This window comes from Sphingobium fuliginis (assembly GCF_015074805.1).
GTDB classification, from domain to species: Bacteria; Pseudomonadota; Alphaproteobacteria; order Sphingomonadales; family Sphingomonadaceae; genus Sphingobium; species Sphingobium fuliginis.
Genome location: NZ_CP060035.1, coordinates 1,584,208 through 1,609,941, shown reverse-complemented (window position 1 = coordinate 1,609,941; position 25,734 = coordinate 1,584,208). Strand labels below are relative to the sequence as shown.

Here is a 25,734-nt window from a genome sequence, read left to right as displayed (position 1 = left end):
CGTAGTTGACGCCTTGTCCCTGAGGCGACAAAGGGGGCGCAATTTCGATTCGCTGGCCTTAACAGGGGGCCATAGACAAGCCAGGAAAGACGCCGCTTCGATGACCGTTTCCGAAAAGTCCCTCGCCAACGCCATCCGGGCGCTTTCCATGGACGCGGTGCAGGCCGCGAACAGCGGCCATCCCGGCATGCCGATGGGCATGGCCGACGTCGCCACCGTGCTGTTCAAGGATTATCTGAAGTTCGATCCCAAGGCGCCGAAATGGGCGGACCGCGACCGCTTCGTGCTGTCGGCGGGCCATGGATCGATGCTGATCTACTCGCTACTGCACCTGACCGGCTATGCGCGTCCGACCATCCAGGACATCGCGAATTTCCGCCAGCTGGGCAGCCCCTGCGCCGGCCATCCGGAGAATTTCGAGCTGGCGGGGGTGGAGGCGACCACCGGGCCCCTGGGTTCCGGCCTTGCCACCGCGGTGGGCATGGCGATTGCCGAGCGGCATCTGAATGCGCAGTTCGGCGACGATCTGGTCGATCACCGCACCTGGGTGCTGGCCGGCGACGGCTGCCTGATGGAGGGCATCAACCACGAGGCCATCGGCCTTGCCGGGCATCTGAACCTGGGCCGCCTGATCGTGCTGTGGGACGATAACAAGATCACCATCGATGGCGCGGTCGACCTTTCGAGCAGCGAGGATGTGCGCGCCCGCTATGCCGCGACGGGCTGGCATGTCGTGTCCTGCGACGGTCATGACATGGCCGATGTGCGCCGCGCCATCGACGAGGCGCTGGCCGATCCGCGCCCCTCGCTGATCGCCTGCGCCACCAAGATCGGTTATGGCGCACCCAACAAGGCGGGCACTTCGGGCGTCCACGGCTCCGCCCTTGGTGAAGCCGAAGTCGCTGCCGCCCGTGAATTCCTTGGCTGGTCGGCCGAACCTTTCGTGATCCCGGAAGACATTGCCGCCGCCTGGCACGCCATCGGCGCAAAGGGCGGCGACGCCCATGTGGCCTGGGCGGATCGTCTTGGTTCCAACGCGCAAAGGGCCGAATTCGAGCGCCGCATGGCCGGCGACCTGCCCGCCGGTTTCTCGCTTGACGCCTATATCGACACGCTGATCGCCAATCCGCAGAAGGTCGCCACCCGCAAGGCGAGCGAACTGACGCTGGGCGCGATCAACGACCTGCTGCCGGAGACGCTGGGCGGCTCGGCGGACCTCACCGGCTCCAACAACACCAAGACCAAGTCGACCGGGCCGCTCACCAAAGACGATTATTCGGGCCGTTACGTCTATTACGGCATTCGCGAGTTCGGCATGGCCTGCGCCATGAACGGCATGGCGCTTCATGGCGGCGTCATTCCCTATGGCGGCACCTTCCTGGTCTTTTCCGACTATATGCGCGCGGGCATCCGTCTGGCGGCGCTCCAGCAGATCCGCGCCATCCATGTGCTGACCCATGACTCCATCGGTCTGGGCGAGGACGGCCCGACCCACCAGCCGATCGAACATGTCATGTCGCTGCGCATGATTCCGAACCTGGACGTCTATCGCCCGGCCGACATTGTCGAGACGGCTGAGTGCTGGGAACTGGCGCTGAAGGATGCCGACGGCCCGTCGGTGCTGGCGCTGACCCGCCAGAACCTGCCGCAGCTTCGCACCGAGAAGGCGGGTGAAAACCTGTCGGCCAGGGGCGCCTATCGCCTGAAGGCGGCCACGGCCGAGCGCAAGGTGGTACTGGTCGCCACCGGGTCCGAGGTCGAGATCGCCGTCGCCACCGCCGCGCTGCTGGAAGAGCAGGGCATCGGCGCGGACGTCGTCTCCATGCCGAGCTGGGCGCATTTCGATGCGCAGCCGCAGGCGTATAAGGATGATCTCCTTCCGCACCATGTCCTGCGCGCCTCGATTGAGGCAGGCACCACTTTCGGGTGGGAGCGTTATGTCGGCATCGCCGGCCTGCGTTTCGGCATCGACACGTTCGGCGCCTCGGCTCCGGCGGAAGTGCTTTACGATCATTTCGGCCTGACCGCCGCCAAGATCGCGCCGCAGATCGTGGCCGCGCTCGACTGAAATTCAAACCAACCGGGAGACAAGTGCAGTGGCAACGAAGGTAGCAATCAACGGTTTCGGCCGCATCGGTCGTCTGGTCGCCCGTGCGATCCTCTCGCGCACCGACCATGATCTGGAACTGGTGAGCATCAACGACCTGGGCGACGCCAAGTCGAATGCCCTGCTGTTCAAGCGTGATTCCGTGCACGGCAACTGGGCCGGCGAAGTGAGCGTCGACGGCAATTTCCTGGTCATCGACGGCAAGCGTATCGCCGTGACCGCCGAACGCGACCCCGCCAAGCTGCCCCATGCCGCCCAGGGCGTGGACGTCGCGCTGGAGTGCACCGGCATTTTCGCGGACAAGGAAAAGGCCAGCGCGCACCTGACCGCGGGCGCCAAGCGCGTCGTCATCTCCGCTCCCGCCACCGGCGTCGACAAGACCGTGGTTTTCGGCGTCAATCATGAAACGCTGAGCGCCGGCGACGTCGTCATCTCGAATGCGAGCTGCACCACCAACTGCCTCGCGCCGCTGGCGAAGGTCCTGCATGACGCCATCGGCATCGAAAAGGGCTTCATGACCACGATCCACAGCTACACCAACGACCAGAACACGCTGGATCAGCTTCACAAGGACATGCGCCGCGCCCGCGCCGCTGCCCTGTCGATGATCCCGACCACCACCGGCGCGGCGCGCGCTGTCGGGGAGGTGATGCCGGAACTGAAGGGCAAGCTGGACGGTTCGTCGGTGCGCGTGCCGACCCCGAATGTTTCGGTCGTTGACCTGAAGTTCATCGCCAAGCGCGCCACCACCGTCCAGGAAGTCAACGAACTGCTGAAGGCCGCTTCGGAATCCGGCCCGCTGAAGGGCATTCTTGGCTATTCGGAGGAGCCGCTGGTGTCCATCGACTATAATGGCGATCCGCGCAGCTCGACCGTCGACAGCCTGGAAACGGCGGTGATCGACGGCACGCTGGTCCGCGTGCTGAGCTGGTACGACAATGAATGGGGCTTCTCGAACCGCATGATCGACACCACCGGGGTCGTGGCGAAGTTCCTCTAAAAAGACCATCAGCCCCGCCGGACCGTCCGGCGGGGTTTTTCATCACCATCCTTATTTTCGCAGCAGGGAGCGATCATGGCAAAGCCGTTCAAGACACTCGACGACATGGGAGACATCACGGGCAAGGTGGTGCTGGTGCGCGAGGATCTGAACGTGCCGATGCAGGATGGTTCCGTCTCCGACGACACCCGCCTGCGCGCGGCGATGCCCACCGTGCTGGAACTGGCCGATCGGGGCGCCAAGGTTCTGATCCTTGCCCATTTCGGCCGTCCCAAGGGCCAGAAGAACCCCGAATTCTCCCTCTCCAAGATCACTCGCCCGCTGACCGCCGTGCTGGGCCGCGACGTGCAGTTCATCCCCGACTGTCAGGGCGAGGCGGCTGTCGACGGCATCAAGGTGATGCGCAACGGCGACATCGCGATCCTGGAGAACACCCGCTTCCATGCCGGCGAGGAAAAGAACGATCCCGCGCTGGTGGAGGCGATGGCGGCGATTGGCGACCTGTATGTCAACGACGCCTTTTCCGCCGCGCATCGCGCCCATGCGTCGACCGAGGGGCTGGCGCACAAGCTGCCCGCCTTTGCCGGCCGATCGATGGAGAAGGAACTGGATGCGCTGCAGGCCGCGCTGGGCGAACCGGTGAAGCCGGTCGCGGCGGTCGTCGGCGGGGCGAAGGTGTCGACCAAGCTCGACGTGCTCAACAACCTCGTCGCCAAGGTCGATCATCTGATCATCGGCGGCGGCATGGCCAATACCTTCCTGTTCGCGCGCGGCGTGGATGTCGGCAAGTCGCTGTGCGAGAAGGATCTGGCGGAGACCGCGGAGGCGATCTTCGACAAGGCGGAAGCGGCGGGCTGCACCATCCATCTGCCCTATGACGTCGTCGTGGCGAAGGAATTTGCCGCCAACCCGCCCTCCTTGCGCACATGCAACGTGCATGAGGTGGCAGAGGATGAGATGATCCTCGACGTCGGCCCAGCGGCGGTTGAGGCGTTGGGCGATGCGCTTAAGAACTGCCGGACCTTGGTATGGAACGGCCCGCTCGGCGCATTCGAGATCGCGCCGTTCGACAAGGCGACCGTGGCGCTGGCCAAGACCGCGGCGGCGCTCACCAAGGAAGGCGGGCTGACGTCGGTCGCGGGTGGCGGCGACACCGTCGCGGCGCTCAACCATGCGGGCGTGGCGGGCGATTTCAGCTTCGTCTCCACCGCTGGCGGTGCGTTCCTGGAGTGGATGGAAGGCAAGGAGCTGCCCGGCGTCAAGGCGCTGATGGCCTGATTCAGATTGCGGCGCGCGCCTTGGAGAGTGGCGCGCTCCGCTCGACCATGGACGCCGTGCAAGGGCGTCCGCCCCCTAGACGCGCTGCCGGGAGGGCGGCGCATCCAACCAAGAGGTATGTGCAGATGCAGTTCGAGGACATGAAGGCGAAGATCGAGGGCGGCAACGGCTTCATCGCGGCGCTCGACCAGAGCGGCGGTTCGACGCCCAAGGCGCTGAAGGGCTATGGCATCGAGGAAGACGCCTGGTCCACCGAAGAGGAAATGTTCGGGCTGATCCACGATATGCGCAGCCGCATCATCACCTCGCCGGTCTTTTCGGGCGAGAAGGTGCTGGGCGCGATCCTGTTCGAGCGCACCATGGACGGCGAAGCGGGCGGCAAGTCGGTTCCGCAGGCGCTGATCGAGCGCGGCGTCGTGCCCTTCATCAAGATCGACAAGGGGCTGGAGGATGAAGCGGCCGGCGTTCAGTTGATGAAGCCGAACCCCGGCCTCGACACCTTGCTGCACCGCGCCAAGGCGCTGGGCGTGTTCGGCACCAAGGAGCGTTCGGTCATCAACCTCGCCAACCGCGAGGGCATCGCCGCCGTCGTCAGGCAGCAGTTCGAGGTCGGTCGGCAGGTGCTGGCCGCAGGGCTCGTTCCGATCATCGAGCCGGAAGTCAACATCAAGAGCCCGGAACGCGCAGAGGCCGACCAGATCCTGCTGGAGGAAATCCTCAAGAATCTCGACGCGCTGCCGGGCGACGACAAGGTGATGCTGAAGCTGTCGCTGCCGACAAAGGCCGGTCTGTTCGATCCGCTGGTCGACCATCCCCGCGTGCTGCGCGTCGTCGCCTTGTCCGGCGGTTTCTCGCGGTCCGAAGCCTGCATCGAGCTGGCCAGGAATCGCGGCATCATCGCCAGCTTCAGCCGCGCGCTGCTGAACGACCTGCGCCACCAGATGAGCGACGAGGAGTTCAACGCCTCGCTGGGCGAAGCAATCGACGAGATTCACGGCGCTTCCACCAGCAAGGCGGCCTGATCTGCGGTGACGGTCGTGAGCGCCCGGAAGGCGCTCGCGGCCGGTCCGCCGTGCTCCCGCCTTCGCAGGAGCACGGTTCGGTTCTGACGGGGTGAAACTAGCCTTTCTGCGTCAACGCCTTCAATATCCGGGCGTCGGCAATTGCCTGCGCGTCATAGTCATTGTTGAAATAGGCCCAGACGGTCCGGCCGTCGCTGCTCTGCGCCTTCATCCATTCGGCCCAGTCCGCCAGCCTTTCACGCGAATAGCCGCCGCGATATTTCCCCGTCGTGCCGTGGAAGCGGACATAGGCGGTCGAGCCGACACCCAGCCGGGGACTGGCCGAGCCGGGCATGTCATGCACGCAGAGAGCCGCTCCGTACCGCTCCAGCAGCGCAAAGAGTTCATCCACATACCAGCTTGAATGGCGGAATTCGAAGACCGGCACGGGATCGCGCGGCGCGATGCGGAGGAATGCCTCCAGCCTTGGCAGATCGAGCGAGAAATGCGGCGGGAGTTGATAGAGGACCGGCCCCAGCGTCGGGCCGAAATGCGCGAAGGACTCCATCATCCTTGCCAGCGGTTCCTCGCAATCCTTGAGCTTCTTCATCTGCGTCAGATAGCGGTTCGCCTTGGCCGCATAGCAAAAGCCCCCGGGCGCCTGTTCGCGCCATTTGTCGACGGTTTCCGGCCGGGGCAGGCGATAGAAGCTGTTGTTGATCTCTACCGTGTCGAACTGCTGGGCATAGTAAGCGAACCAGTTTTTCGCCGCCAGCTTCTCCGGATAGAAGCGCCCGCGCCAATCCCGGTAATTCCATCCCGAACATCCGATCCTGATCATGCAGGAGGAACGCGGGTGAGGGCCGATCGGCTCCGCCCTTTTCCAACGCCATCAAAAGCGGCTAAGGCGAGACCCATGACTGAATTTACCGATGAAGAATTGGCTCTCGACCCGAATTTCGCAGCCCGGTTCGACAGCGATGACCGGCGGCCGCCCTGTCAGCTCTACCTGATCTCCCCGCCGGCGATCGATGCGGGCTTTGTCGACAGTCTCGCCGCCGCCTTCGATGGGGGCGACGTCGCGGCGTTCCAATTGCGGTTGAAGGGCGTGGGTGACGACGCCATCGCCCAAGCCGCCGCGCCGCTGCAAAAGCTCTGCGCGGAACGGGATGTCGCGTTCATCATCAACGACAGCATGAGCCTGGCGAAGCGCCTGGGGGCCGACGGCGTTCATCTGGGGCAGGGCGACGGCGATCCTCGCGAGGCGCGCAAGCTGCTCGGTCCTTCGGTGCAGATCGGCGTCACCTGCCATGACAGCCGCCATCTGGCGATGGAAGCAGGGGAAGCAGGGGCGGACTATGTTGCGTTCGGGGCCTTCTATTCTACGACCACCAAGGAAACGATCCATCGCCCCGACCCATCGATCCTGGGCTGGTGGACGGCATTGTTCGAACTGCCCTGCGTGGCGATTGGCGGGATAACGCCCGGCAATGCCGCGCCGCTGGTGAAGGCCGGGGCGGATTTCCTGGCGGTGAGCGGGGCGGTATGGGGCCATTCGGATGGGCCGCAAGCCGGCGTGGCGGCATTCCGGGCGGTGTTGGCGCAGGAATAACGGTATAAGGCGGCAGGCAGCTTTCCTGCACTTCAGGCGTTTTCCCTTCCACAAATGGGAGAGTATCGCCTTGAAAACCAATCCGCTGATCCTGACGCTGCTCTGTGCGGCCTGCAACATGACGGTGACGGAAGCCAATGAGAGCGCACCGTCGAACCAGGCGACCGGGCAGGCTGCGCGGCCTGCCGGCGATCCCTACGCCTTCACCGTGGTGCCCGAGCCGACAGGCGCGCCTGCGCGGGTGGAATCGGTGCTGCAGGCGCAGGTGGCGCTGGACCGGGCCGGCTTCTCGCCCGGCGTATTGGATGGGAAGGAAGGCATGTCCTTCACCACCGCGCTCAGGGGTTTCCAGGAGGCGAAGGGCCTGCCGACCACCGGGAAATATGATGAGGCGACGGCCAAGGCGCTGCTGGGCGACCGGCCGCAGCCCGCGACCTGGCTGGTGAAGATACCGGCGGATTTCGCCAAGGGACCGTTCTTTGCGGTGCCCAGGGAACTCAACGATCAGGCGAAGCTGCCCGCCCTTGGCTATCGCAACCTGCTGGAGAAGCTGGCCGAACGTTTCCACACCCGGCCGGAGGCGCTGCTCGCGCTCAATCCTCCGAACACGAAGCTCGGCGCGGGAGCCACGATCCGCGTACCTGCCATCGCCAACCAGCCGGTTGCCCGGATCGAAGGCGACGAGCGCGGCTGGGGCGAGACGCTCGCCGGCCTGGGCGTGGCCAAGGAGCAGCCGCAGGCCGACCACATCGTCGTGGACAAGTCGGACGGGGTGCTCCGGGCCTATGACGCGCAGAACCGGCTGATCGCGCAATTTCCAGCCACCATGGGGTCGCAGCATGATCCCCTGCCGATCGGAACGTGGGAAATCAAGGGGTTGAGCCGCAATCCCGATTTCCACTATAATCCGGACCTGTTCTGGGATGCGTCCTCCACCGACCAGAAGGCGGTGCTGAAGCCCGGTCCCAACGGCCCGGTCGGCGTGGTGTGGATCGACCTGTCGAAGCCGCATTACGGCATTCACGGCACGCCGGAGCCGCAGACCATCGGCCGAACGGAAAGCCATGGTTGCATCCGGCTCACCAATTGGGACGCGGCGCGGCTCGCCCAGATGGTGAAGTCCGGCGTGAAGGCGGTGTTCCAGCCATGAGGGCGCGCGGTTGGGCCGGCATCGGCCTGGCCGTCCTGATCGGCGCGGCCCTCCTGCGCACCTTCGTGCGGATCGTGCCGGCGGACGCGCCTGAGCCTTCCCGGCCTGCGGCGGCGGAAGCCGGTGCCCTGCTGATCCCGGTCGAGGGCGTGCCGCCCTCCGCGCTGAGCGATACATTCGCCCAGGCGCGGGCGAGCGGCGCGCGCGCCCATGACGCCATCGACATCATGGCGGCGCGGGGCAGGGCGGTGCTGGCGGCGGCGGACGGACGGATCGAAAAGCTGTTCTGGAGCGAGGAAGGCGGGCGCACGATCTATGAACGCTCGCCCGATGGACGGCGCATCTATTATTATGCGCATCTGGACGGCTATGCGCCGGGCCTTGCGGAAGGGCAGGCGGTTCGGCGCGGACAGCGCATCGCGACCGTCGGCAGCACCGGCAATGCCGATTCGGCAGCGCCGCACCTGCACTTCGCGGTGCATGAACTGCGTCCGGGAGAGCCCTGGCATGGCGGGCGGGCGATCAATCCCTATCCCTTGCTGGCGAAACCGCGATAGGCGCCGCCTCTTGCCCTTTCGCCCTCATCCATGTAAGGGCGCGGCCAGCCTCCAGAGGCCGGCTCTTTTCACCTTCAGACATATAGGCAGGCTCTTCCCATGAAGATCAGCGGCGTCGAGATTCGTCCCGGCAACAACATCGAATATGACGGCAGCCTGTGGCGCGCCGTGAAGATCCAGCATACCCAGCCCGGCAAGGGCGGCGCCTATATGCAGGTGGAACTGAAGAACCTGATCGACGGGCGCAAGAACAACGTCCGCTTCCGGTCGGCCGAGACGGTGGAGCGCATCCGCCTCGACACCAAGGATTTCCAATATCTCTATGCAGAGGGCGACATGCTCGTCTTCATGGATACGGAAACCTATGAGCAGATCAATCTGCCGCAGGATCTGGTGGGCGATGCGTCGGCCTTCCTGCAGGACGGCATGATGGTCATGCTGGAAATGTATGAGGAACGTCCGATCTCCGTGCAGCTTCCCGAAACGGTCGAAGCGACCGTGGTGGAAGCCGACGCCGTGGTGAAGGGCCAGACCGCTTCGGCGAGCTACAAGCCCGCCATCCTCGACAATGGCGTGCGCGTCATGGTGCCGCCGCACATCGTCACCGGCACGCGCATCGTCGTCGACGTGTATGAGCGCGAATATGTGAAGCGCGCGGATTGATATTCGATCCCCCTTCCCGCAGGCGGAAGGGGTTTAGGGGGTGGGTGGCGAGCATGAGCGAGCTTCCTGCCCTTTCCCTTTTCAGAGTGCCGCTATTGCGGCATGCCCACCCCCGGCCCCTCCCGTTTGCGGGAGGGGGGAGACAAGAAAAATGGTATCGCACTCGGGCCTTTTGACCGTCATGGAACGCGCCGCGCGCAAGGCTGGCTCCAAGCTGCGCCGCGACTTTGGCGAGGTCGAACATCTGCAGGTGTCCCGAAAGGGGCCGGCGGACTTCGTGTCCAAGGCCGACCAGCAGGCGGAAAAGACGCTGGTCGAGGAATTGCAGAAGGCGCGGCCCGATTGGGGTTTCCTGCTTGAGGAAGGCGGCGAGATCGCGGGCGATCCGGGCAAGCCGCGCTGGATCATCGATCCGCTCGACGGCACCAGCAATTTCCTGCACGGCATCCCGCACTTCGCGATCTCCATCGCGGTCGAGGAGCCGCTCTACGGCGGCAAGCGGGAGGTGACGACCGGCCTCATCTACCAGCCGGTGACCGACGAAAGCTATTGGGCGGAAAAGAGCCGGGGCGCCTGGCGGCATGACCAGCGGCTGCGCGTTTCGGCGCGGCGCGATCTGGGCGACTGCCTGATCGCCACGGGCATCCCCTTCCTGGGGCATGGCGATTTCGCGCAATGGACGCGCATCTTCGGGGCCGTAGGGCCCTCGGTGGCCGGAATCCGGCGCTTCGGCGCGGCCTCGCTGGACCTCGCCCATGTCGCCTCCGGCCGCTATGACGGCTTCTGGGAAAGCGGCCTGCAACCCTGGGACGTGGCGGCGGGCCTGCTGATGGTGCGGGAAGCGGGCGGCTTCGTGTCGGATTTCCGCGGCGGCGACCAGCCGATCGAGCGCAAGGAAGTCATCGCGGGCAATGATGCGATCCACAGCAAATTACATAAGTTGGTGGCTGGAGCGCTGCGCTGACGGCTTGCTTTTGGTAGCGTGATCAGGTCGCCGCCATTGTTGCGAATCATTCTCATGCCTCCGGGCCTTGCTTCGCATATGCAGCGGGCCTAAAGCGCGCCCGTAAATCATTTTCGCCCAGGGGATTCCGTTGGTCGATCTAGCCCAATATCTGCCGATCCTGATCTTTCTCGGGATCGCCTTGCTGCTTTCGAGCGCATTCGTGTTCCTGCCGATGCTGGTGGGGCGCCTGACCGGCGCGCATCAGCCCGATCCGGCCAAGCTCAGCGAATATGAATGCGGCTTTCCTGCGTTCGAAGAACCGCGCAGCCAGTTCGACGTGCGATTCTACCTCGTCGCGATCCTGTTCATCATCTTCGACCTGGAAGCGGCGTTCCTCTACCCCTGGGCGGTCAGCCTCGACCAGATCGGCTGGGCCGGCTGGGCGACGATGATGATCTTCATAGCGGAGCTGGTGCTCGGCCTCGTCTATGCGTGGAAGAAGGGAGCACTCGATTGGGAGTAGAACTTGAGCGGCCCGCGCCCGGCACCTTGTTGCCCGCGGGGACCCAGCCCGACCAGGATTTCTTCAACGCGCTGAACAGCGAGGTCAGTGACAAGGGTTTCCTCGTCACCTCGACGGAGGAACTGTTTCAGTGGGCTCGCACCGGCTCGCTCTGGTGGATGACCTTCGGCCTGGCCTGCTGCGCGGTGGAGATGATCCACGTCAACATGCCCCGTTATGACATGGAACGCTTCGGCGCCGCACCGCGCGCCTCGCCGCGCCAGTCCGACGTGATGATCGTGGCCGGGACGCTGTGCAACAAGATGGCTCCGGCGTTGCGCAAGGTTTACGACCAGATGTCCAATCCGAAATATGTGATTTCGATGGGCAGCTGCGCGAATGGCGGTGGCTATTATCACTACAGCTATTCGGTCGTGCGTGGCTGCGACCGCATCGTGCCGGTCGACATCTATGTGCCGGGTTGCCCGCCGACAGCGGAAGCCCTGCTTTATGGCGTGATGCAGTTGCAGCGGAAAATCCGCCGCATCGGAACGGTTGAGCGCTGATATGGGTCATTCTGCTCCTAGGATCGCGGCCATCGATGGGATCGCGCAGGAAATCGCCGGTCTGCTGGGACCGATGCTGGTCGAAACCGTCGATCATGCCGATGAACTGAGCTTCACCGTCGTCCGGGAAAAGCTGGCCGACGCGATGGTGCTGCTGCGGGATCGCGCGCAATATCAGCAGCTCATGGAAATTGCGGGCGTCGATTATCCGGATCGTCCGGAGCGCTTCGAGGTCTGCTACCATCTGCTCAGCGTCACGCGGAACCACCGCGTCCGCGTGAAGGTGCAGACCGACGAGGACATGCCCGTTCCCACCGTCACGCACATCTGGCCGGTCGCCGGCTGGCTGGAGCGGGAGGTGTTCGACATGTACGGCGTCATCTTCGAGGGGAACGCCGATCTGCGCCGCATCCTGACCGACTATGGTTTCAAGGGCCATCCGCAGCGCAAGGACTTCCCGCTGACCGGCTATGTCGAGATGTGGTATTCCGAAGAGGACAAGCGCGTCGTCTACAAGCCGGTGAAGCTGGCGCAGGATTTCCGGCAGTTCGACTTCATGAGCCCGTGGGAAGGCGCGCAATATGTGCTGCCGGGCGACGAGAAGGCGCCGCAGGCGCCGGGAGCGCCGACACCTGTCACAGCCCCGTTGCCGGCCGCTGCGGCTCCCAAGGGCGAACCGGCCGGTGCCACGCCCAAGGTCACCGAAAAGTCCGAGGATACCGGTGCGGGTGAACCCGCCAACAGCAAGGGTGCGGAAAAGTCGCCCAATGCTCCGGTAAAGCCCGAAGAGCACACAGACGAAGGCAAAGGCGCTGCCAAGCCTGAGGATAAGGCCTGATGTCCGACTATCTGGAAAAGCTGGACCATGTGACCGACGCGGCGGACCCGTCCTACGGCGACACGGAAATCCAGAACTACACGATCAACTTCGGTCCGCAGCACCCTGCCGCGCACGGCGTTCTGCGCCTGGTCATGGAACTGGACGGCGAGATCGTCGAGCGCTGCGACCCGCATGTCGGCCTTCTGCATCGCGGCACCGAGAAGCTGATCGAGCACAAGACCTATTTGCAGGCGCTGCCCTATTTCGACCGGCTGGACTATTGCTCGCCGCTCGGCATGGAGCACAGCTATGTCCTCGCCATCGAAAAGCTGCTGAACCTGGAAGTGCCGTTGCGCGCGCAATATCTGCGCGTGTTCTTCGCGGAACTGACGCGCATCTGCAATCACATGCTGAACCTCGGCTCGCATGTGATGGACGTGGGTGCGATGACGCCGAACCTGTGGCTGTTCGAAATCCGGGAGGATTGCCTCAACTTCTTCGAACGGGCGTCGGGCGCCCGCATGCATGCGGCCTGGTTCCGGCCGGGCGGCGTGCATCAGGACGTGCCGCTGAAGCTGTTGACCGACATTGGCGACTGGCTCGACACCCGTTTGCCGCGCCTGTTCGAGGACGCGATGAGCCTGGTGGTCGACAACCGCATCTTCAAGCAGCGCAATGTGGACATCGCGGTCGTCAGCAAGGAAGACGCGCTGAAATGGGGCTTTTCCGGCCCCATGATCCGGGGATCGGGCATCCCCTGGGACATCCGCAAGGCGCAGCCCTATGACGTCTATGACCGGATGGAATTCGACGTTCCGGTGGGCACCAATTTCGACTGCTATGACCGCTTCATGGTCCGCGTCGAGGAAGTCCGCCAGTCCGCGCGGATCATGAAGCAGTGCCTCAGCGAAATGCCGGAAGGCCCGGTGGCGAGTTTCGACCGCAAGGTGGTGCCGCCCAAGCGCGGCGAGATGAAGCGCTCGATGGAAGCGCTGATCCACCACTTCAAGCTTTATACCGAGGGCTTCCATGTCCCGGCGGGCGAAGTCTATGTCGCGACCGAAAGCCCCAAGGGCGAATTCGGCGTCTATCTGGTCGCGGACGGCTCCAACAAGCCTTACCGCTGCAAGATCCGCCCGACCGCCTTTAGCCACCTTCAGGCGATGGATTTCATGATGAAAGGCCACATGCTGGCCGATACCACCGCTGTCCTGGGCGCCATGGACATCGTGTTTGGAGAATGTGACCGCTAATGGCTGACGCAGTTCATATCCCGGACGAGGCCGAAACGCGCGCGCGCTGGGGCGCGTTCGCCTGGACGGCCGAAAATGCCGAGCAGGCGAAGAAGGTCATTGCCCGCTATCCCGCCGGGCGTCAGCAGTCGGCCGTGATGCCGCTGCTTGACCTCGCCCAGCGCCAGGTGGGTGCCGAGACGCAGACCCAGGGCTGGCTGCCGGTGCCGGTGATGGAATATATCGCCGACCAACTCGAAATGCCGTATATGCGCGTGTACGAGGTCGCGACCTTCTACACCATGTACAATCTCGCGCCCGTTGGCCGCTATCATGTGCAGGTCTGCGGCACGACGCCCTGCATGCTGCGCGGCTCCGACGATGTGTTCTCCGCCTGCAAGAACAAGGGGCTGGTGAAGGGCGGGACGACGCCCGATGGCCTGTTCACCCTGACCGAGGTCGAGTGTCTGGGCGCCTGCGCCAATGCGCCGATGGTCCAGATCAACGACGATAATTTCGAAGACCTGACCTATGACAGCATGAGCGCGATCCTCGACGATCTCGCCGCTGGCAAGCAGCCCAAGATCGGGCCGCAGATCGATCGTCAGACCAGCTGTCCGGAGGGTGGTCCGACCACGCTCAAGGATATGGTCAACGAAAATCACGACTATCGGGGCGAATGGGCATGAGCGACGTGATCGCGCCTCTCAGCGACAAGGATCGCATCTTCACTAACGTCTATGGCTTCCAGGATTGGGGCATCGACGCGGCGATGAAACGCGGCGATTGGGATAACACCAAGGCCCTGCTGGAAATCGGCCAGGACGACATCATAGAGCGCATCAAGGCCAGCGGCCTGCGCGGCCGTGGCGGCGCCGGCTTCCCGACCGGCATGAAGTGGAGCTTCATGCCCAAGGAAAGCAGGGACGGCCGTCCGAGCTTCCTCGTCATCAACGCCGACGAATCCGAGCCGGGCTCGTGCAAGGACCGCGAGATCATCCGCCACGATCCGCACAAGCTGATCGAGGGCGCGCTGGTCGCCGGTTTCGCGATGCGGGCGCGCGCCGCCTATATCTATATTCGCGGCGAGTTCATCTATGAGGCGAAGGTGCTCTTCGCCGCCGTCGAGCAGGCCTATGAAAAGGGCTTCCTCGGCAAGAATGCCTGCGGGTCCGGCTATGATTTCGACGTCTTCGTCCATCGCGGCGCGGGCGCCTATATCTGCGGAGAGGAAACCGCCCAGATCGAAAGCCTGGAGGGCAAGAAGGGCCAGCCGCGCCTGAAGCCGCCTTTCCCGGCGGGCGCGGGCCTTTATGGCTGCCCCACCACGGTGAATAATGTGGAATCGATCGCGGTCGCGCCGACGATCCTGCGGCGCGGGTCCGAATGGTTCTCCAGCTTCGGCCGGGAGAACAACAAGGGCACCAAGCTCTTCCAGATCAGCGGCCATGTGAATAAGCCCTGCGTCGTCGAAGAATCGATGGGCATCAGTTTCAAGGAACTGATCGACCGGCATTGCGGCGGCATTCGCGGCGGCTGGGACAATCTGCTGGCGGTCATCCCCGGCGGTTCGTCGGTGCCTCTGGTCCCGGCGAAGGAGATCATGGACGCGCCCATGGATTTCGATGGGCTGCGCGCGCTCGGCTCCGGCCTTGGCACCGCCGCCGTCATCGTGATGGACAAGTCGACCGACATCGTCCGCGCCATTTCGCGCCTCTCCTATTTCTACAAGCATGAGAGCTGCGGCCAGTGCACGCCCTGCCGCGAAGGCACCGGCTGGATGTGGCGCGTGATGGAGCGGCTGCGCACCGGCGATGCCGACCAGAGCGAGATCGACATGCTGTTCCAGGTGACCAAGCAGGTCGAAGGCCACACCATCTGCGCGCTTGGCGACGCGGCGGCCTGGCCGATCCAGGGCCTGATCCGGCACTTCCGTCCGGAAATCGAGCGCCGGATCAACGAAAACAAGGGTAGCGCCCCGGTCATGGAGGCAGCGGAGTAACCATGCCGAAGGTCAAAGTAGACGGCGTAGAACTCGAAGTCCCGGCGGGCGCCACGGTCCTCCAGGCCTGCGAGCTGGCGGGGAAGGAAATCCCCCGTTTCTGCTATCATGAGCGCCTCAGCATCGCGGGCAATTGCCGCATGTGCCTGGTCGAGGTGAAGCCCGGCCCGCCCAAGCCGCAGGCTTCCTGTGCGCTGCCGGCCGCGGAGAATCAGGAAATCTTCACCCAGACCGAGATGGTCAAGAAGGCGCGCGAAGGGGTGATGGAGTTCCTGCTCATCAACCACCCGCTCGACTGCCCGATCTGCGACCAGGGCGGCGAATGCGACCTTCAGGACCAGTCGGTCGCCTATGGCAAGGGCAGCAGCCGCTTCGACGAGAATAAGCGCGCCGTCACCGAGAAATATATGGGCCCGATCGTCAAGACGGTCATGACCCGCTGCATCCAGTGCACCCGCTGCGTGCGCTTTGCCGAGGAAGTCGCGGGCGTGCCGGAAATCGGCGCCATCTATCGCGGCGAGAACATGCAGATCACCACCTATCTCGAACATGCCGCCAAGAGCGAGCTGTCGGGCAATGTGGTCGACCTCTGCCCGGTCGGCGCGCTGACGTCGAAGCCCTATGCGTTCGAAGCGCGTCCCTGGGAACTCAAGAAGACCCACGCGATCGACGTGATGGACGCGGTCGGCACCAATATCCGGCTCGACAGTCGTGGCCGTCAGGTGCTGCGCGCCGTGCCGCGCATCAATGACGACGTGAACGAGGAGTGGGCCAGCGACAAGACCCGGCACAATGTCGACGGTCTGGTCCGCAAGCGGCTCGACAAACCCTATGTCCGCAAGGACGGCAATCTGGTTCCGGCAACCTGGAACGAGGCGTTCGCGGCGATTGCCGCCGTCAAGCATGGCGGGTCGGTGGCTGCGCTGGCCGGTGATTTGCTCGATTGCGAGACGATGTTCGCGGGCAAGGCGCTGGTCGAGAAGCTGGGTGGCTCGTTGCTCGAAGGTCGTCAGACCGGGCTCGCCTATGACGTGTCGAGCCTGAGCGCGGTCAACTTCAACACCACGCTCAACGGTCTTGAAACCGCTGACGTGATCCTGCTGGTGGGCACCAATCTGCGCTGGGAAGCGCCGCTGGTGAACACCCGCATCCGCAAGGCGATCAAGAAGGGCGCGAAGGTCTTTGCGCTCGGTCCGCAGGTCGACCTCACCTACAAGGTCGAGTGGCTGGGCAATGACGCCTCGCTGCTTGGCCGTCTGCCCGAAGCGGTTGTGGAAGCCTTCGGCAAGGCCGCGCGTCCGGCGATGATCGTCGGCGGCGGCGTGCTGGCGAAGGACGGCGCCCATGGCGATACGCTGGTGCTGGTCGAGACGCTGGGCCTCGTGAAAGAAGGCTGGAACGGCTATAATGTCCTGCATTTCGCGGCGGCGCGCATGGGCGGGTTGATGCTCGGCTATGCGACGCAGGGCGGCATCAAGGCGGTGGCTGCGGCGAAGCCCAAGCTGCTCTTCTCGCTGGGCGCGGACGAGGTCGATTATTCGGCTTTCCAGGACAGCTTCAAGGTCTATGTCGGCCACCATGGCGACAAGGGCGCGCATGTGGCGGACGTGATCCTGCCGGGCGCAAGCTATGCCGAGAAGGCCGGCACCTACGTCAATCTGGAAGGCCGGGTGCAGCGCGGCGAAAAGGCTGTGTTCGCGCCGGGCGATGCCCGCGAGGATTGGTCGATCCTGCGCGCTCTGTCGGAAGTGCTGGGCGCGACGCTCCCCTTCGACAGCTTCGAGCAGCTTCGCGCCGAAATGGCCAAGACGGTTCCGGCGCTGGGCATCGAGGGTCTGGCCGATTATGGCTGGTCCGTTCCGTCGCTGCCGACCGGCGCCAGTGGTGAGTTCGGCTCTCCGATCAAGGATTTCTACCTGACCAACGCCATCTGCCGCGCCAGTCCGACGATGCAGCAATGTTCGGCCGAACTGATCCACGGCGAGACGTATGCGGAGGCCGCAGAGTGACCGCTTTCTTCCAAAATCTCGGCCTGCCGTTCGAAGGCGCCTGGCTGCTTTCGACGATCATCGGCATTCTGGTGATTGCGTTGCCGCTGATGCTGGCGGTGGCGATGATCATCTACGCCGACCGCAAGATCTGGGCGGCGATGGCGCTGCGCCGCGGCCCGAACGTCGTCGGTCCCTTCGGTCTGCTCCAGTCCTTCGCGGACGGCGCCAAGGTCTTCCTGCAGGAAACCATCATCCCTTCGGCGGCCAACCGCACGCTTTTCCTGATCGCCCCGATCATCACCTTCACCGTCGCTCTGATGGCCTGGGCGGTGATTCCGTTCCAGGTGGGCGTGGTGCTGGCCAACATCAATGTCGGCCTGCTCTACATCCTCGCCATCTCGTCGCTCGGCGTCTATGGCGTGGTGCTGTCGGGCTGGGCGTCCAATTCCAAATATCCCTTCTATTCGGCGATCCGCGCCAGCGCGCAGATGATCAGCTATGAAGTCTCCATCGGCTTCATCCTGATCACCGTCGTGCTCTGGGCCGGCAGCTTCAATATCTCGGCCATCGTCGAGAGCCAGAAGGGCTATTATGGCTTCCTGAACGGCAACGGCTTCAACCCGCTGCTCTTCCCGATGGCGATCATGTTCCTGATCTCGGCCATGGCGGAAACGGCGCGTGCGCCCTTCGACCTGACCGAAGCGGAATCGGAACTGGTCGCGGGATATCAGACCGAATATTCGTCCATGGCCTTCGCGCTGTTCTGGCTGGGCGAATATGCAAACGTGATCCTGATGTGCGCCCTGAACGCCATCCTGTTCTGGGGCGGCTATCTGCCGCCGATCGACTGGGCGCCGCTTTATTATGTGCCCGGCATCATCTGGCTGTTCGCCAAGATATTCTTCTTCTTCTTCGTCTTCTCCTGGGTGAAGGCGACGGTGCCCCGCTACCGCTATGACCAGCTTATGCGGCTGGGCTGGAAGATATTCCTGCCGACCTCGCTGCTGTTCGTCTTCCTGGTGTCGGGCTTCCTCATGTTCACGCGTTACGGAGGCGCTCAATGAGCCTCGGCTATTATGTCAAATCCTTCACCCTCTGGGAGTTTGTGAAGGCGCACGCCCTGACCTTGAAATATTTCTTCAAGCCCAAGGCGACGATCAACTACCCCTATGAGAAGAACCCGATTTCGCCGCGGTTCCGGGGGGAGCATGCGTTGCGCCGCTATCCCAATGGAGAAGAACGCTGCATCGCGTGCAAGCTGTGCGAGGCGATCTGCCCCGCCCAGGCGATCACCATCGAAGCGCAGCCGCGCGATGACGGCAGCCGCCGCACGACGCGCTACGACATCGACATGACGAAGTGCATCTATTGCGGCTTCTGCCAGGAAGCGTGCCCGGTGGACGCCATCGTCGAGGGCCCGAATTTCGAGTTCTCCACCGAAACGCGCGAGGAGCTGATCTACGACAAGGCCAAGCTCCTTGAAAATGGGGACAAGTGGGAGCGGGCGATTGCCGCGAACCTTGCCGCCGATGCGCCCTACCGTTAAGCCGCAGCCGCCGAAGGGGAACATGATCCTGTGATTCACGTGCTTGCCTTTTATCTGTTCGCCGCGATCGTGGTGTGCAGCGGCGCGCTTACGATCCTGTCGCGCAATCCGGTTCATTCGGTGCTGTGGCTGATCCTTGCCTTTTTCAACGCGGCGGGGCTGATGGTCCTGCTGGGCGCCGAATTCATCGCGATGCTCCTTGTCATCGTCTATGTCGGCGCCGTTGCCGTGCTGTTCCTGTTCGTCGTGATGATGCTCGACATCGATTTCGCCGAACTGCGCGCCGGTTTCGTCGATTACCTCCCCTTCGGGCTGCTGATTGCGCTGGTGCTGCTGGCGGAGATCGTGCTGGGCATCGGCCTGTGGAGCGCGGGCCCCATAGAACTGGCCCAGCGCGCGGCTCCGGTGAACCCGGAACTCAGCAATATCCAGGCGATCGGCGCGCTGCTCTACACCCGCTACATCTTCCTGTTCGAAGCGGCGGGCATCGTCCTGCTGGTCGCGATGATCGGCGCCATCGTGCTGACCCATCGCGCCCGTGGCGGCGTGCGCGGCCAGAACATCGCCCGCCAGAACCGCCGCCGTCCCGAAGACGCGGTGCGCAACGTCAATCAGCCCGTCGGGCAGGGGGTAGAGCTGTGATCGGCCTTCAGCATTATATGGTGGTCAGCGCGATCCTCTTCGTGATGGGCGTGCTGGGCATCTTCATCAATCGCAAGAACGTCATCATCATCCTGATGGCGATCGAGCTGATCCTGCTCAGCGTGAACATCAACCTTGTCGCCTTCAGCGCCTTCCTGGGCGATCTGGTGGGACAGGTGTTCAGCATGTTCGTGCTGACCGTCGCGGCGGGTGAGGCGGCCATCGGCCTTGCCATCCTCGTCATCTACTTCCGCGGTCGCGGCACCATCGCCGTCGACGATGTCAACCGGATGAAGGGCTAAAGCTCGATGATCCAGCTTATCGTCCTTCTCCCGTTGCTGGCTGCTGCCATCGCCGGTCTTGGCAACAAGGCCCTTGGCAAGCTGCCCGCGAAGATCGTCACCACCGGCGCGCTGTTCGCATCCTGTGCGATGAGCTGGCCGATCTTCATCGGCTTCCTGACCGGCCATGCCGAACCCCATGTGGTCCCGGCCTTCACCTGGATCCAGTCGGGCAGCTTCGATGCGCAATGGGCGCTACGCGTCGACACCATGACGGCGGTCATGCTGGTGGTCATCACCAGCGTGTCGAGCCTCGTCCATCTCTATAGCTGGGGCTATATGGAGGAGGAGCCGGACCAGCCGCGCTTCTTCGCCTATCTGTCGCTCTTCACCTTCGCGATGCTGATGCTCGTGACGGCGAACAACCTGCTGCAGATGTTCTTCGGCTGGGAAGGCGTGGGTCTGGCCTCTTACCTGCTGATCGGCTTCTGGTTCCGGAAGCCGAGCGCAAACGCCGCCGCGATCAAGGCCTTCGTCGTCAACCGCGTCGGCGACCTTGGCTTCATGATGGGCATTTTCGGCACCTATCTGGTGTTCAACACCATCTCGATCCCGGAAATCCTGGCGGCCGCGCCGTCCATGGCCGGTTCGACCATCGGCTTTCTCGGTCACCGCTTCGACACCATGACCGTGCTCTGCCTGCTGCTGTTCATCGGCGCGATGGGCAAGTCGGCGCAGCTTGGCCTCCACACCTGGCTGCCGGACGCGATGGAGGGCCCGACCCCGGTGTCGGCGCTGATCCACGCGGCGACCATGGTGACCGCGGGCGTGTTCATGGTGTGCCGCCTGTCGCCGATGTTCGAAACCTCGCCGACGGCGCTTGGCTTCGTGACCTTCATCGGCGCGGCCACCTGCCTTTTCGCGGCGACCGTGGGCACGGTGCAGAACGACATCAAGCGCGTCATCGCCTATTCGACCTGCTCGCAGCTCGGCTACATGTTCTTCGCGGCGGGCGTCGGCGCCTATGGCGCGGCGATGTTCCACCTCTTCACCCACGCCTTCTTCAAGGCGCTGCTGTTCCTTGGCGCGGGCTCGGTCATCCACGCGATGCACCATGAACAGGACATGCGCTACTATGGCGCGCTGCGGAAGGAGATCCCGATCACCTTCTGGACGATGACGCTGGGCACGCTGGCCATCACTGGCGTCGGCGTTCCGCTGGTCGGCTATGGCTTTGCAGGCTTCTATTCGAAGGACGGCATTCTCGAAGCGGCCTATGCTTCGGGCGGCGCAGGCGTCGGTGCCTATCTGGTCGGCGTATTCGCGGCGCTGCTCACCAGCTTCTACAGCTGGCGCCTGGTGTTCCTGACCTTCTTCGGCAAGCCGCGCTGGGCCGCTTCGGAGCATATCCAGCATGCCGTCCACGACGCGCATGGCCATGGTCATGACGAACATGCCACCCATGGCCATGGCGCGGAGGACGACAACGCACCGGCGCAGGAGCATGCGGGTCACGATCCGCACGGGCATGAAACCGATGCCCATGCCCTGCCGACCGGCACCGGCGGCTATCATCCGCATGAAAGCGGCTGGGTGATGCTGATCCCGCTGGTGGTGCTGAGCCTGGGTGCGGTGTTTGCGGGCTTCCTCTTCCATGACCAGTTCATCGGGCCGGAAGGCGGCATAGAGTTCTGGAAGGGCGCGCTGGCGTTCGACAGCCATCTGATGCACGCCGCGCATGAAGTGCCGACCTGGGTCAAGTTCGGACCGTTCACGGTGATGCTGACCGGCTTGGTCATAGCCTGGCTGGCCTATATCAAGCACACCGACTGGCCGCAGCGCTTCGTCGCCACCTTCGGCGTGCTGTACCAGTTCCTGCTCAACAAATGGTATTTCGACGAGCTGTATCATTTCATCTTCGTCAAGCCTGCCTTCGCCATCGGCCGCTTCTTCTGGAAGTTCGGTGACGTGGGCTTGATCGACCGCTTCGGGCCTAACGGCCTGGCTGCGCTGGTCGTGCAGGGCAACAAAGTCACCCGTCGGCTTCAGTCCGGCTACCTCTACACTTACGCGCTGGTGATGCTGATCGGCCTCGCCGCGGCTGCAACCTGGGCGATGACACGATAATGAGCGGCTTCCCCATCCTTTCCCTGATGATGGCAGTGCCGATGGCGGGGGCCATCGCCTGTCTGTTCGCAGGCGCCAATCAGGCCCGCTGGATCGCGTTGGTCGCAACGCTGGTCGATCTCGTGCTGGGCGTCATCCTCTGGATGAATTTCGACCAGTCGGGGACCGCCGCCCAATGGCAGTTCCAGGAATATGCGCCGATCTTCGGCCGTTTCGCCTGGGCGCTCGGGATCGACGGCATCGCGCTGCTGCTGATCGCGCTCACCGTATTCCTGATGCCGATCTGCATCGGCGCGAGTTGGATCGCGATCGAGAAGCGCGTGCCGGAATATATGGCGGCCTTCCTGTTCATGGAGGTGCTGATGATCGGCGTCTTCACGGCGCAGGATCTCTACCTCTTCTACATCATGTTCGAAGCCGGCCTGATCCCGATGTACCTGATCATCGGCATCTGGGGCGGCGCGGATCGCATCTACGCTTCGTACAAATTCTTCCTCTACACGCTGCTCGGCTCGGTGCTGATGCTGATCGCGATGATGTGGATGGTGCATGAAGCGGGCACGACCGACATCCCGACATTGATGGCCTATCATTTCGATCCGCATATCCAGACATGGCTGTGGCTCGCCTTCTTCGCCAGCTTTGCCGTCAAAATGCCGATGTGGCCGGTCCACACCTGGCTTCCCGACGCGCACGTTCAGGCGCCGACCGCCGGTTCGGTCATCCTGGCGGGCGTGCTGCTGAAGATGGGCGGCTACGGCTTCATCCGCTTCTCGCTGCCGATGTTCCCGGAGGCGTCCGCGCAATTGGCGCCGCTGGTCTGGGGCCTGTCGATGGTCGCGGTGGTCTATACCAGCCTCGTCGCGCTGGTTCAGTCGGACATGAAGAAGCTGATCGCCTATTCGTCGGTTGCGCACATGGCCATCGTCACCGTCGGCCTGTTCGCCTTCAACCAGGCGGGCATCGAAGGCGCGATGATGGTGATGCTGGGCCATGGCTTGGTGTCGGGCGCTCTCTTCCTCTGTGTCGGCGTCATTTATGATCGGCTCCATACCCGCGAGATCAGCCGTTATGGCGGCCTCAGCATCAACATGCCGAAATATGCGGTGCTGTTCCTACTGTTCACCATGGCGTCGGTCGGCCTGCCGGGCACCAGCAACTTCGTCGGTGAATTCCTGTCGCTGATGGGCATCTACCAGGCGTCGAGCTGGGTGGCGCTGGTCTGCACCACCGGCATCATCCTGGGCGCGGCCTATATGCTCTATCTCTACCGCCGGATCGCCTATGGCGAGCAGAAGAATGCCGATGCGGCCGCGATGCCGGACCTGTCCGCGCGCGAAATCTGGCTGCTGGCGCCGATCGCGGCGGCGGTGCTGTGGATGGGCGTCTATCCGGAGAGCTTCCTGGCGCCCATGCGTTCCGATATCCGCGCGCTCGAAGCGCGCGTCGCCTCCGCCAGGCCGGCGGGCGATTCCCAGATCAAGATGGGGGCGGCCATTCCGGCTGCCGAGGCTGCCCGTCATGAAGAAGCCCCTGCGCACGGGGAGGCGCACTGATGATTGATTCCGCTTCCCTTCTGGCGGTCCTGCCGGAACTGATCCTGACGGCCGGCGGCCTGATCCTGATGCTGATCGCAGCTTATGGCGGCGATGCGACGGCGCGGCTGGTGAACTGGCTGTCGGTGCTGACGCTGGCTATCGCAGGCCTGGCGCTGTCCACTTCGCTGGCGCATGGGCCCGATGCCTTTGACGGGCTGGTGCGCGCCGATGCCTTCTCCGTCTTCGCCAAGGCGCTGATTTATGGCGCGGCGGCGGCGGCCATCCTGCTTGCGCCGCGCTATTTCCTGGTGGGTGGCGCGCTGCGGGCCGAATATCCGGTGCTGATCCTCTTCTCCTCGATCGGCATGGGCATGATGGTGTCGGCGGGCGACCTGCTGACGCTCTATGTCGGCCTCGAAATGCAGAGCCTTGCCGCCTATGTGCTGGCAAGCTTCATGCGGCAGGACGAGCGGTCGTCCGAAGCGGGCCTTAAATATTTCGTCCTGGGTTCGCTGGCGAGCGGCATCCTGCTCTATGGTTCGGCGCTTCTCTATGGCTTTACCGGCGGCACCAGCTTCGACGGCATCGCGGTCGCGCTGAGCGACGGTGTGTCGAAGGGCGAGCTTTTCGGCCTGGTGTTCGTGCTTGCCGGTCTCGCCTTCAAGATCAGCGCCGTGCCGTTCCACATGTGGACGCCGGACGTCTATGAAGGTGCGCCCACCCCGGTCACGACTTTCTTCGCCAGCGCGCCCAAGGTGGCGGCCATCGGCCTTACCGTCCGCGTCGCGATAGAGGCGCTCGGTCCGGCAGGCCTCGACTGGCAGCAGGTCGTGATCTTCGTTGCGCTCGCCTCGATCCTCTTCGGTGCGGTGGCGGCCATCGGCCAGACCAACATCAAGCGGCTGATGGCCTATTCGTCGATCAACAATGTCGGCTTCGCGTTGATCGGCCTTGCCACCGGCACGCCCGCGGGCGCGGCGGCGACGATGAGCTACATGGCGATCTATGTCGTCATGACCATCGGCGGTTTCGCCTGCATCCTGCAGATGCGCGATGCGGAGGGGCGTCCGGTCGAGACCATCGCCAGCCTTGCGGGCCTGTCGCGCTCGCGCCAGGGTCTGGCGGCGGCGCTGGCGATCTTCATGTTCTCCATGGCCGGCATTCCGCCGCTCTTCGGCTTCTGGGCGAAGTTCCTGGTGTTCGACGCGGCCGTCGCGGCTGGCCTGACGGCGCTGGCGGCCTTCGGTATCGCCATGTCGGTGATCGGCGCCTTCTATTATCTGAAGATCATCAAGACGATGTATTTCGACGAGCCGGCGGCGCCCTATGAAGCGCGGGGCGGGGCGGTTGAGAATATCATCCTGACGGCGTGCGCCGTGGTGATCGTCTTCGGCTATTTCCTCAATCCCGTCCTCGACAAGGCGAGCGCGGCGGCTGCGGCGTCGCTGTTCTGACCGAGCTTCGCTTCGTCGGGGAGACTGGCTCCACCAATGCCGACATGCTGGCGTTGGTGGAGCAAGGCGTTTCTGAAGGCTGCTGGTTGCGTGCGGGGCGGCAGACCGGCGGACGCGGGCGCATGGGGCGCAGCTGGGAAAGTCCCGACGGCAATCTCTATTGTTCGACGCTGATCCGGTTGCGGGGGGGCGACCCGTTGCCGCATACGCTGGCGCTGGTCGCGGGCAACGCCGTGCATGCGCTGGTGGCGCCGCTTTGCAAGGGGCAGGCGCGGATCAAATGGCCCAATGACGTGCTGGTGGACGGCGCGAAGATCGCCGGCATCCTGCTAGAGCGGGCGGGCGATGCCATTGTTGCGGGGATCGGCGTCAATGTGACCGGGCATCCGACCGGGCTCGACCGGCCGGTGACGAGCCTCTTCGCGCAGGGCGCGCGAGATGCCGACGCGGCTGCTCTGCAGGTGCGGCTTGCGGAATTGTTCGCCCACTGGCTGGCGATCTGGCGCGCGCAGGGGCTGGAGCCGGTGCGGACGCATTGGCTGCTCAACGCCCATCCTGCCGGCACGCCGATGCGCGTGGTGCAGCCCGATGGCGAGACGGTGGAAGGCACATTCGACACGCTCGACCGCCATGGGATGCTGATCCTGCGCTTGGCGAATGGCGAGAGCCGTGCCATTCATGCCGGCGACATCCTTCTCATCTGACATCGGGGATCGGCC

At 64.0% G+C, this 25,734-nt stretch carries 25 protein-coding genes; 24 read left to right on the top strand and 1 reads right to left on the bottom strand.

The window, feature by feature from the left end:
- The first annotated feature begins 100 nt into the window (after window positions 1–100).
- The 4 genes from tkt to H5V43_RS07530 all read left to right on the top strand — a co-directional run bounded on the left by tkt (window position 101) and on the right by H5V43_RS07530 (window position 5,407).
- Complete coding sequence (tkt, locus tag H5V43_RS07545) at window positions 101–2,068, top strand: transketolase (RefSeq protein ID WP_099185715.1); 1,968 nt, start codon at window positions 101–103, stop codon at window positions 2,066–2,068.
- 28 nt (window positions 2,069–2,096) lie between these two features.
- Entirely contained in the window at window positions 2,097–3,107 is a 1,011-nt protein-coding gene (gene gap / locus H5V43_RS07540) for a type I glyceraldehyde-3-phosphate dehydrogenase (RefSeq protein WP_025552063.1), read from the top strand.
- A 75-nt stretch (window positions 3,108–3,182) separates the two neighbouring features.
- Window positions 3,183–4,385, top strand: coding sequence for a phosphoglycerate kinase (locus H5V43_RS07535; RefSeq protein WP_025552065.1), 1,203 nt, complete (start codon window positions 3,183–3,185; stop codon window positions 4,383–4,385).
- A 125-nt stretch (window positions 4,386–4,510) separates the two neighbouring features.
- On the top strand, window positions 4,511–5,407 hold the full coding sequence (locus tag H5V43_RS07530; protein WP_025552067.1) for a fructose bisphosphate aldolase: 897 nt from the start codon (window positions 4,511–4,513) through the stop codon (window positions 5,405–5,407).
- Between the two features lie 97 nt (window positions 5,408–5,504).
- On the opposite strand, the gene H5V43_RS07525 is transcribed toward H5V43_RS07530, so the two are convergent.
- Window positions 5,505–6,227 (bottom strand): DUF72 domain-containing protein, encoded by a 723-nt coding sequence (locus tag H5V43_RS07525; RefSeq protein WP_099185717.1) that lies wholly within the window; start codon window positions 6,225–6,227, stop codon window positions 5,505–5,507.
- A 75-nt stretch (window positions 6,228–6,302) separates the two neighbouring features.
- Between H5V43_RS07525 and thiE the strand changes: the two genes are divergently transcribed.
- The 20 genes from thiE to H5V43_RS07425 all read left to right on the top strand — a co-directional run bounded on the left by thiE (window position 6,303) and on the right by H5V43_RS07425 (window position 25,719).
- Window positions 6,303–6,998: a thiamine phosphate synthase gene (gene thiE / locus H5V43_RS07520; RefSeq protein ID WP_025549547.1), complete on the top strand. Its 696-nt coding sequence runs from the start codon at window positions 6,303–6,305 to the stop codon at window positions 6,996–6,998.
- A gap of 70 nt (window positions 6,999–7,068) precedes the next feature.
- On the top strand, window positions 7,069–8,148 hold the full coding sequence (locus H5V43_RS07515) for a L,D-transpeptidase family protein (protein ID WP_025549546.1): 1,080 nt from the start codon (window positions 7,069–7,071) through the stop codon (window positions 8,146–8,148).
- Window positions 8,145–8,705 (top strand): M23 family metallopeptidase, encoded by a 561-nt coding sequence (locus H5V43_RS07510; protein ID WP_025549545.1) that lies wholly within the window; start codon window positions 8,145–8,147, stop codon window positions 8,703–8,705. The genes H5V43_RS07515 and H5V43_RS07510 overlap by 4 nt, the downstream gene beginning before the upstream one ends.
- 99 nt (window positions 8,706–8,804) lie before the next feature.
- Entirely contained in the window at window positions 8,805–9,368 is a 564-nt protein-coding gene (gene efp, locus H5V43_RS07505) for an elongation factor P (protein WP_025549544.1), read from the top strand.
- A 151-nt stretch (window positions 9,369–9,519) separates the two neighbouring features.
- A complete protein-coding gene (locus H5V43_RS07500; protein WP_025549543.1) occupies window positions 9,520–10,332 on the top strand; it encodes an inositol monophosphatase family protein in 813 nt (270 codons plus the stop codon).
- Between the two features lie 130 nt (window positions 10,333–10,462).
- Window positions 10,463–10,837, top strand: a complete 375-nt coding sequence (locus tag H5V43_RS07495) for an NADH-quinone oxidoreductase subunit A (RefSeq protein WP_025549542.1) — start codon at window positions 10,463–10,465, stop codon at window positions 10,835–10,837.
- Window positions 10,828–11,382, top strand: coding sequence for a NuoB/complex I 20 kDa subunit family protein (locus H5V43_RS07490; protein ID WP_013847137.1), 555 nt, complete (start codon window positions 10,828–10,830; stop codon window positions 11,380–11,382). The genes H5V43_RS07495 and H5V43_RS07490 overlap by 10 nt, the downstream gene beginning before the upstream one ends.
- 1 nt (window position 11,383) lies before the next feature.
- Window positions 11,384–12,220, top strand: coding sequence for an NADH-quinone oxidoreductase subunit C (locus tag H5V43_RS07485; RefSeq protein ID WP_025549541.1), 837 nt, complete (start codon window positions 11,384–11,386; stop codon window positions 12,218–12,220).
- Window positions 12,220–13,455: an NADH-quinone oxidoreductase subunit D gene (locus H5V43_RS07480; protein ID WP_025549540.1), complete on the top strand. Its 1,236-nt coding sequence runs from the start codon at window positions 12,220–12,222 to the stop codon at window positions 13,453–13,455. The genes H5V43_RS07485 and H5V43_RS07480 overlap by 1 nt, the downstream gene beginning before the upstream one ends.
- Window positions 13,455–14,123, top strand: a complete 669-nt coding sequence (gene nuoE / locus H5V43_RS07475) for an NADH-quinone oxidoreductase subunit NuoE (protein ID WP_025549539.1) — start codon at window positions 13,455–13,457, stop codon at window positions 14,121–14,123. The genes H5V43_RS07480 and nuoE overlap by 1 nt, the downstream gene beginning before the upstream one ends.
- The gene (gene nuoF / locus H5V43_RS07470; protein ID WP_025549538.1) at window positions 14,120–15,436 is read left to right on the top strand and encodes an NADH-quinone oxidoreductase subunit NuoF; all 1,317 of its coding nucleotides are present in this window, start codon (window positions 14,120–14,122) and stop codon (window positions 15,434–15,436) included. Before nuoE ends, nuoF begins: the two co-directional genes overlap by 4 nt.
- Window positions 15,437–15,438: 2 nt before the next feature.
- The gene (gene nuoG / locus H5V43_RS07465; RefSeq protein ID WP_025549537.1) at window positions 15,439–17,445 is read left to right on the top strand and encodes an NADH-quinone oxidoreductase subunit NuoG; all 2,007 of its coding nucleotides are present in this window, start codon (window positions 15,439–15,441) and stop codon (window positions 17,443–17,445) included.
- Window positions 17,442–18,491 carry an NADH-quinone oxidoreductase subunit NuoH gene (nuoH, locus tag H5V43_RS07460; protein ID WP_025549536.1) on the top strand — a complete coding sequence of 350 codons (1,050 nt, stop codon included), beginning with the start codon at window positions 17,442–17,444 and terminating at the stop codon, window positions 18,489–18,491. Before nuoG ends, nuoH begins: the two co-directional genes overlap by 4 nt.
- The gene (gene nuoI / locus H5V43_RS07455; RefSeq protein WP_007684868.1) at window positions 18,488–18,973 is read left to right on the top strand and encodes an NADH-quinone oxidoreductase subunit NuoI; all 486 of its coding nucleotides are present in this window, start codon (window positions 18,488–18,490) and stop codon (window positions 18,971–18,973) included. Before nuoH ends, nuoI begins: the two co-directional genes overlap by 4 nt.
- Before the next feature lie 30 nt (window positions 18,974–19,003).
- Window positions 19,004–19,615 (top strand): NADH-quinone oxidoreductase subunit J, encoded by a 612-nt coding sequence (locus H5V43_RS07450; RefSeq protein WP_025549535.1) that lies wholly within the window; start codon window positions 19,004–19,006, stop codon window positions 19,613–19,615.
- Window positions 19,612–19,917, top strand: a complete 306-nt coding sequence (gene nuoK, locus H5V43_RS07445) for an NADH-quinone oxidoreductase subunit NuoK (RefSeq protein WP_004211745.1) — start codon at window positions 19,612–19,614, stop codon at window positions 19,915–19,917. The genes H5V43_RS07450 and nuoK overlap by 4 nt, the downstream gene beginning before the upstream one ends.
- A 6-nt stretch (window positions 19,918–19,923) precedes the next feature.
- Window positions 19,924–22,023: an NADH-quinone oxidoreductase subunit L gene (nuoL, locus tag H5V43_RS07440; RefSeq protein ID WP_025549534.1), complete on the top strand. Its 2,100-nt coding sequence runs from the start codon at window positions 19,924–19,926 to the stop codon at window positions 22,021–22,023.
- Window positions 22,023–23,579: an NADH-quinone oxidoreductase subunit M gene (locus H5V43_RS07435; RefSeq protein ID WP_025549533.1), complete on the top strand. Its 1,557-nt coding sequence runs from the start codon at window positions 22,023–22,025 to the stop codon at window positions 23,577–23,579. The genes nuoL and H5V43_RS07435 overlap by 1 nt, the downstream gene beginning before the upstream one ends.
- Window positions 23,579–25,015 (top strand): NADH-quinone oxidoreductase subunit NuoN, encoded by a 1,437-nt coding sequence (gene nuoN / locus H5V43_RS07430; protein ID WP_025549532.1) that lies wholly within the window; start codon window positions 23,579–23,581, stop codon window positions 25,013–25,015. Before H5V43_RS07435 ends, nuoN begins: the two co-directional genes overlap by 1 nt.
- Window positions 25,012–25,719, top strand: coding sequence for a biotin--[acetyl-CoA-carboxylase] ligase (locus H5V43_RS07425; protein WP_255308888.1), 708 nt, complete (start codon window positions 25,012–25,014; stop codon window positions 25,717–25,719). The genes nuoN and H5V43_RS07425 overlap by 4 nt, the downstream gene beginning before the upstream one ends.
- The last annotated feature ends 15 nt before the right edge of the window (window positions 25,720–25,734 follow it).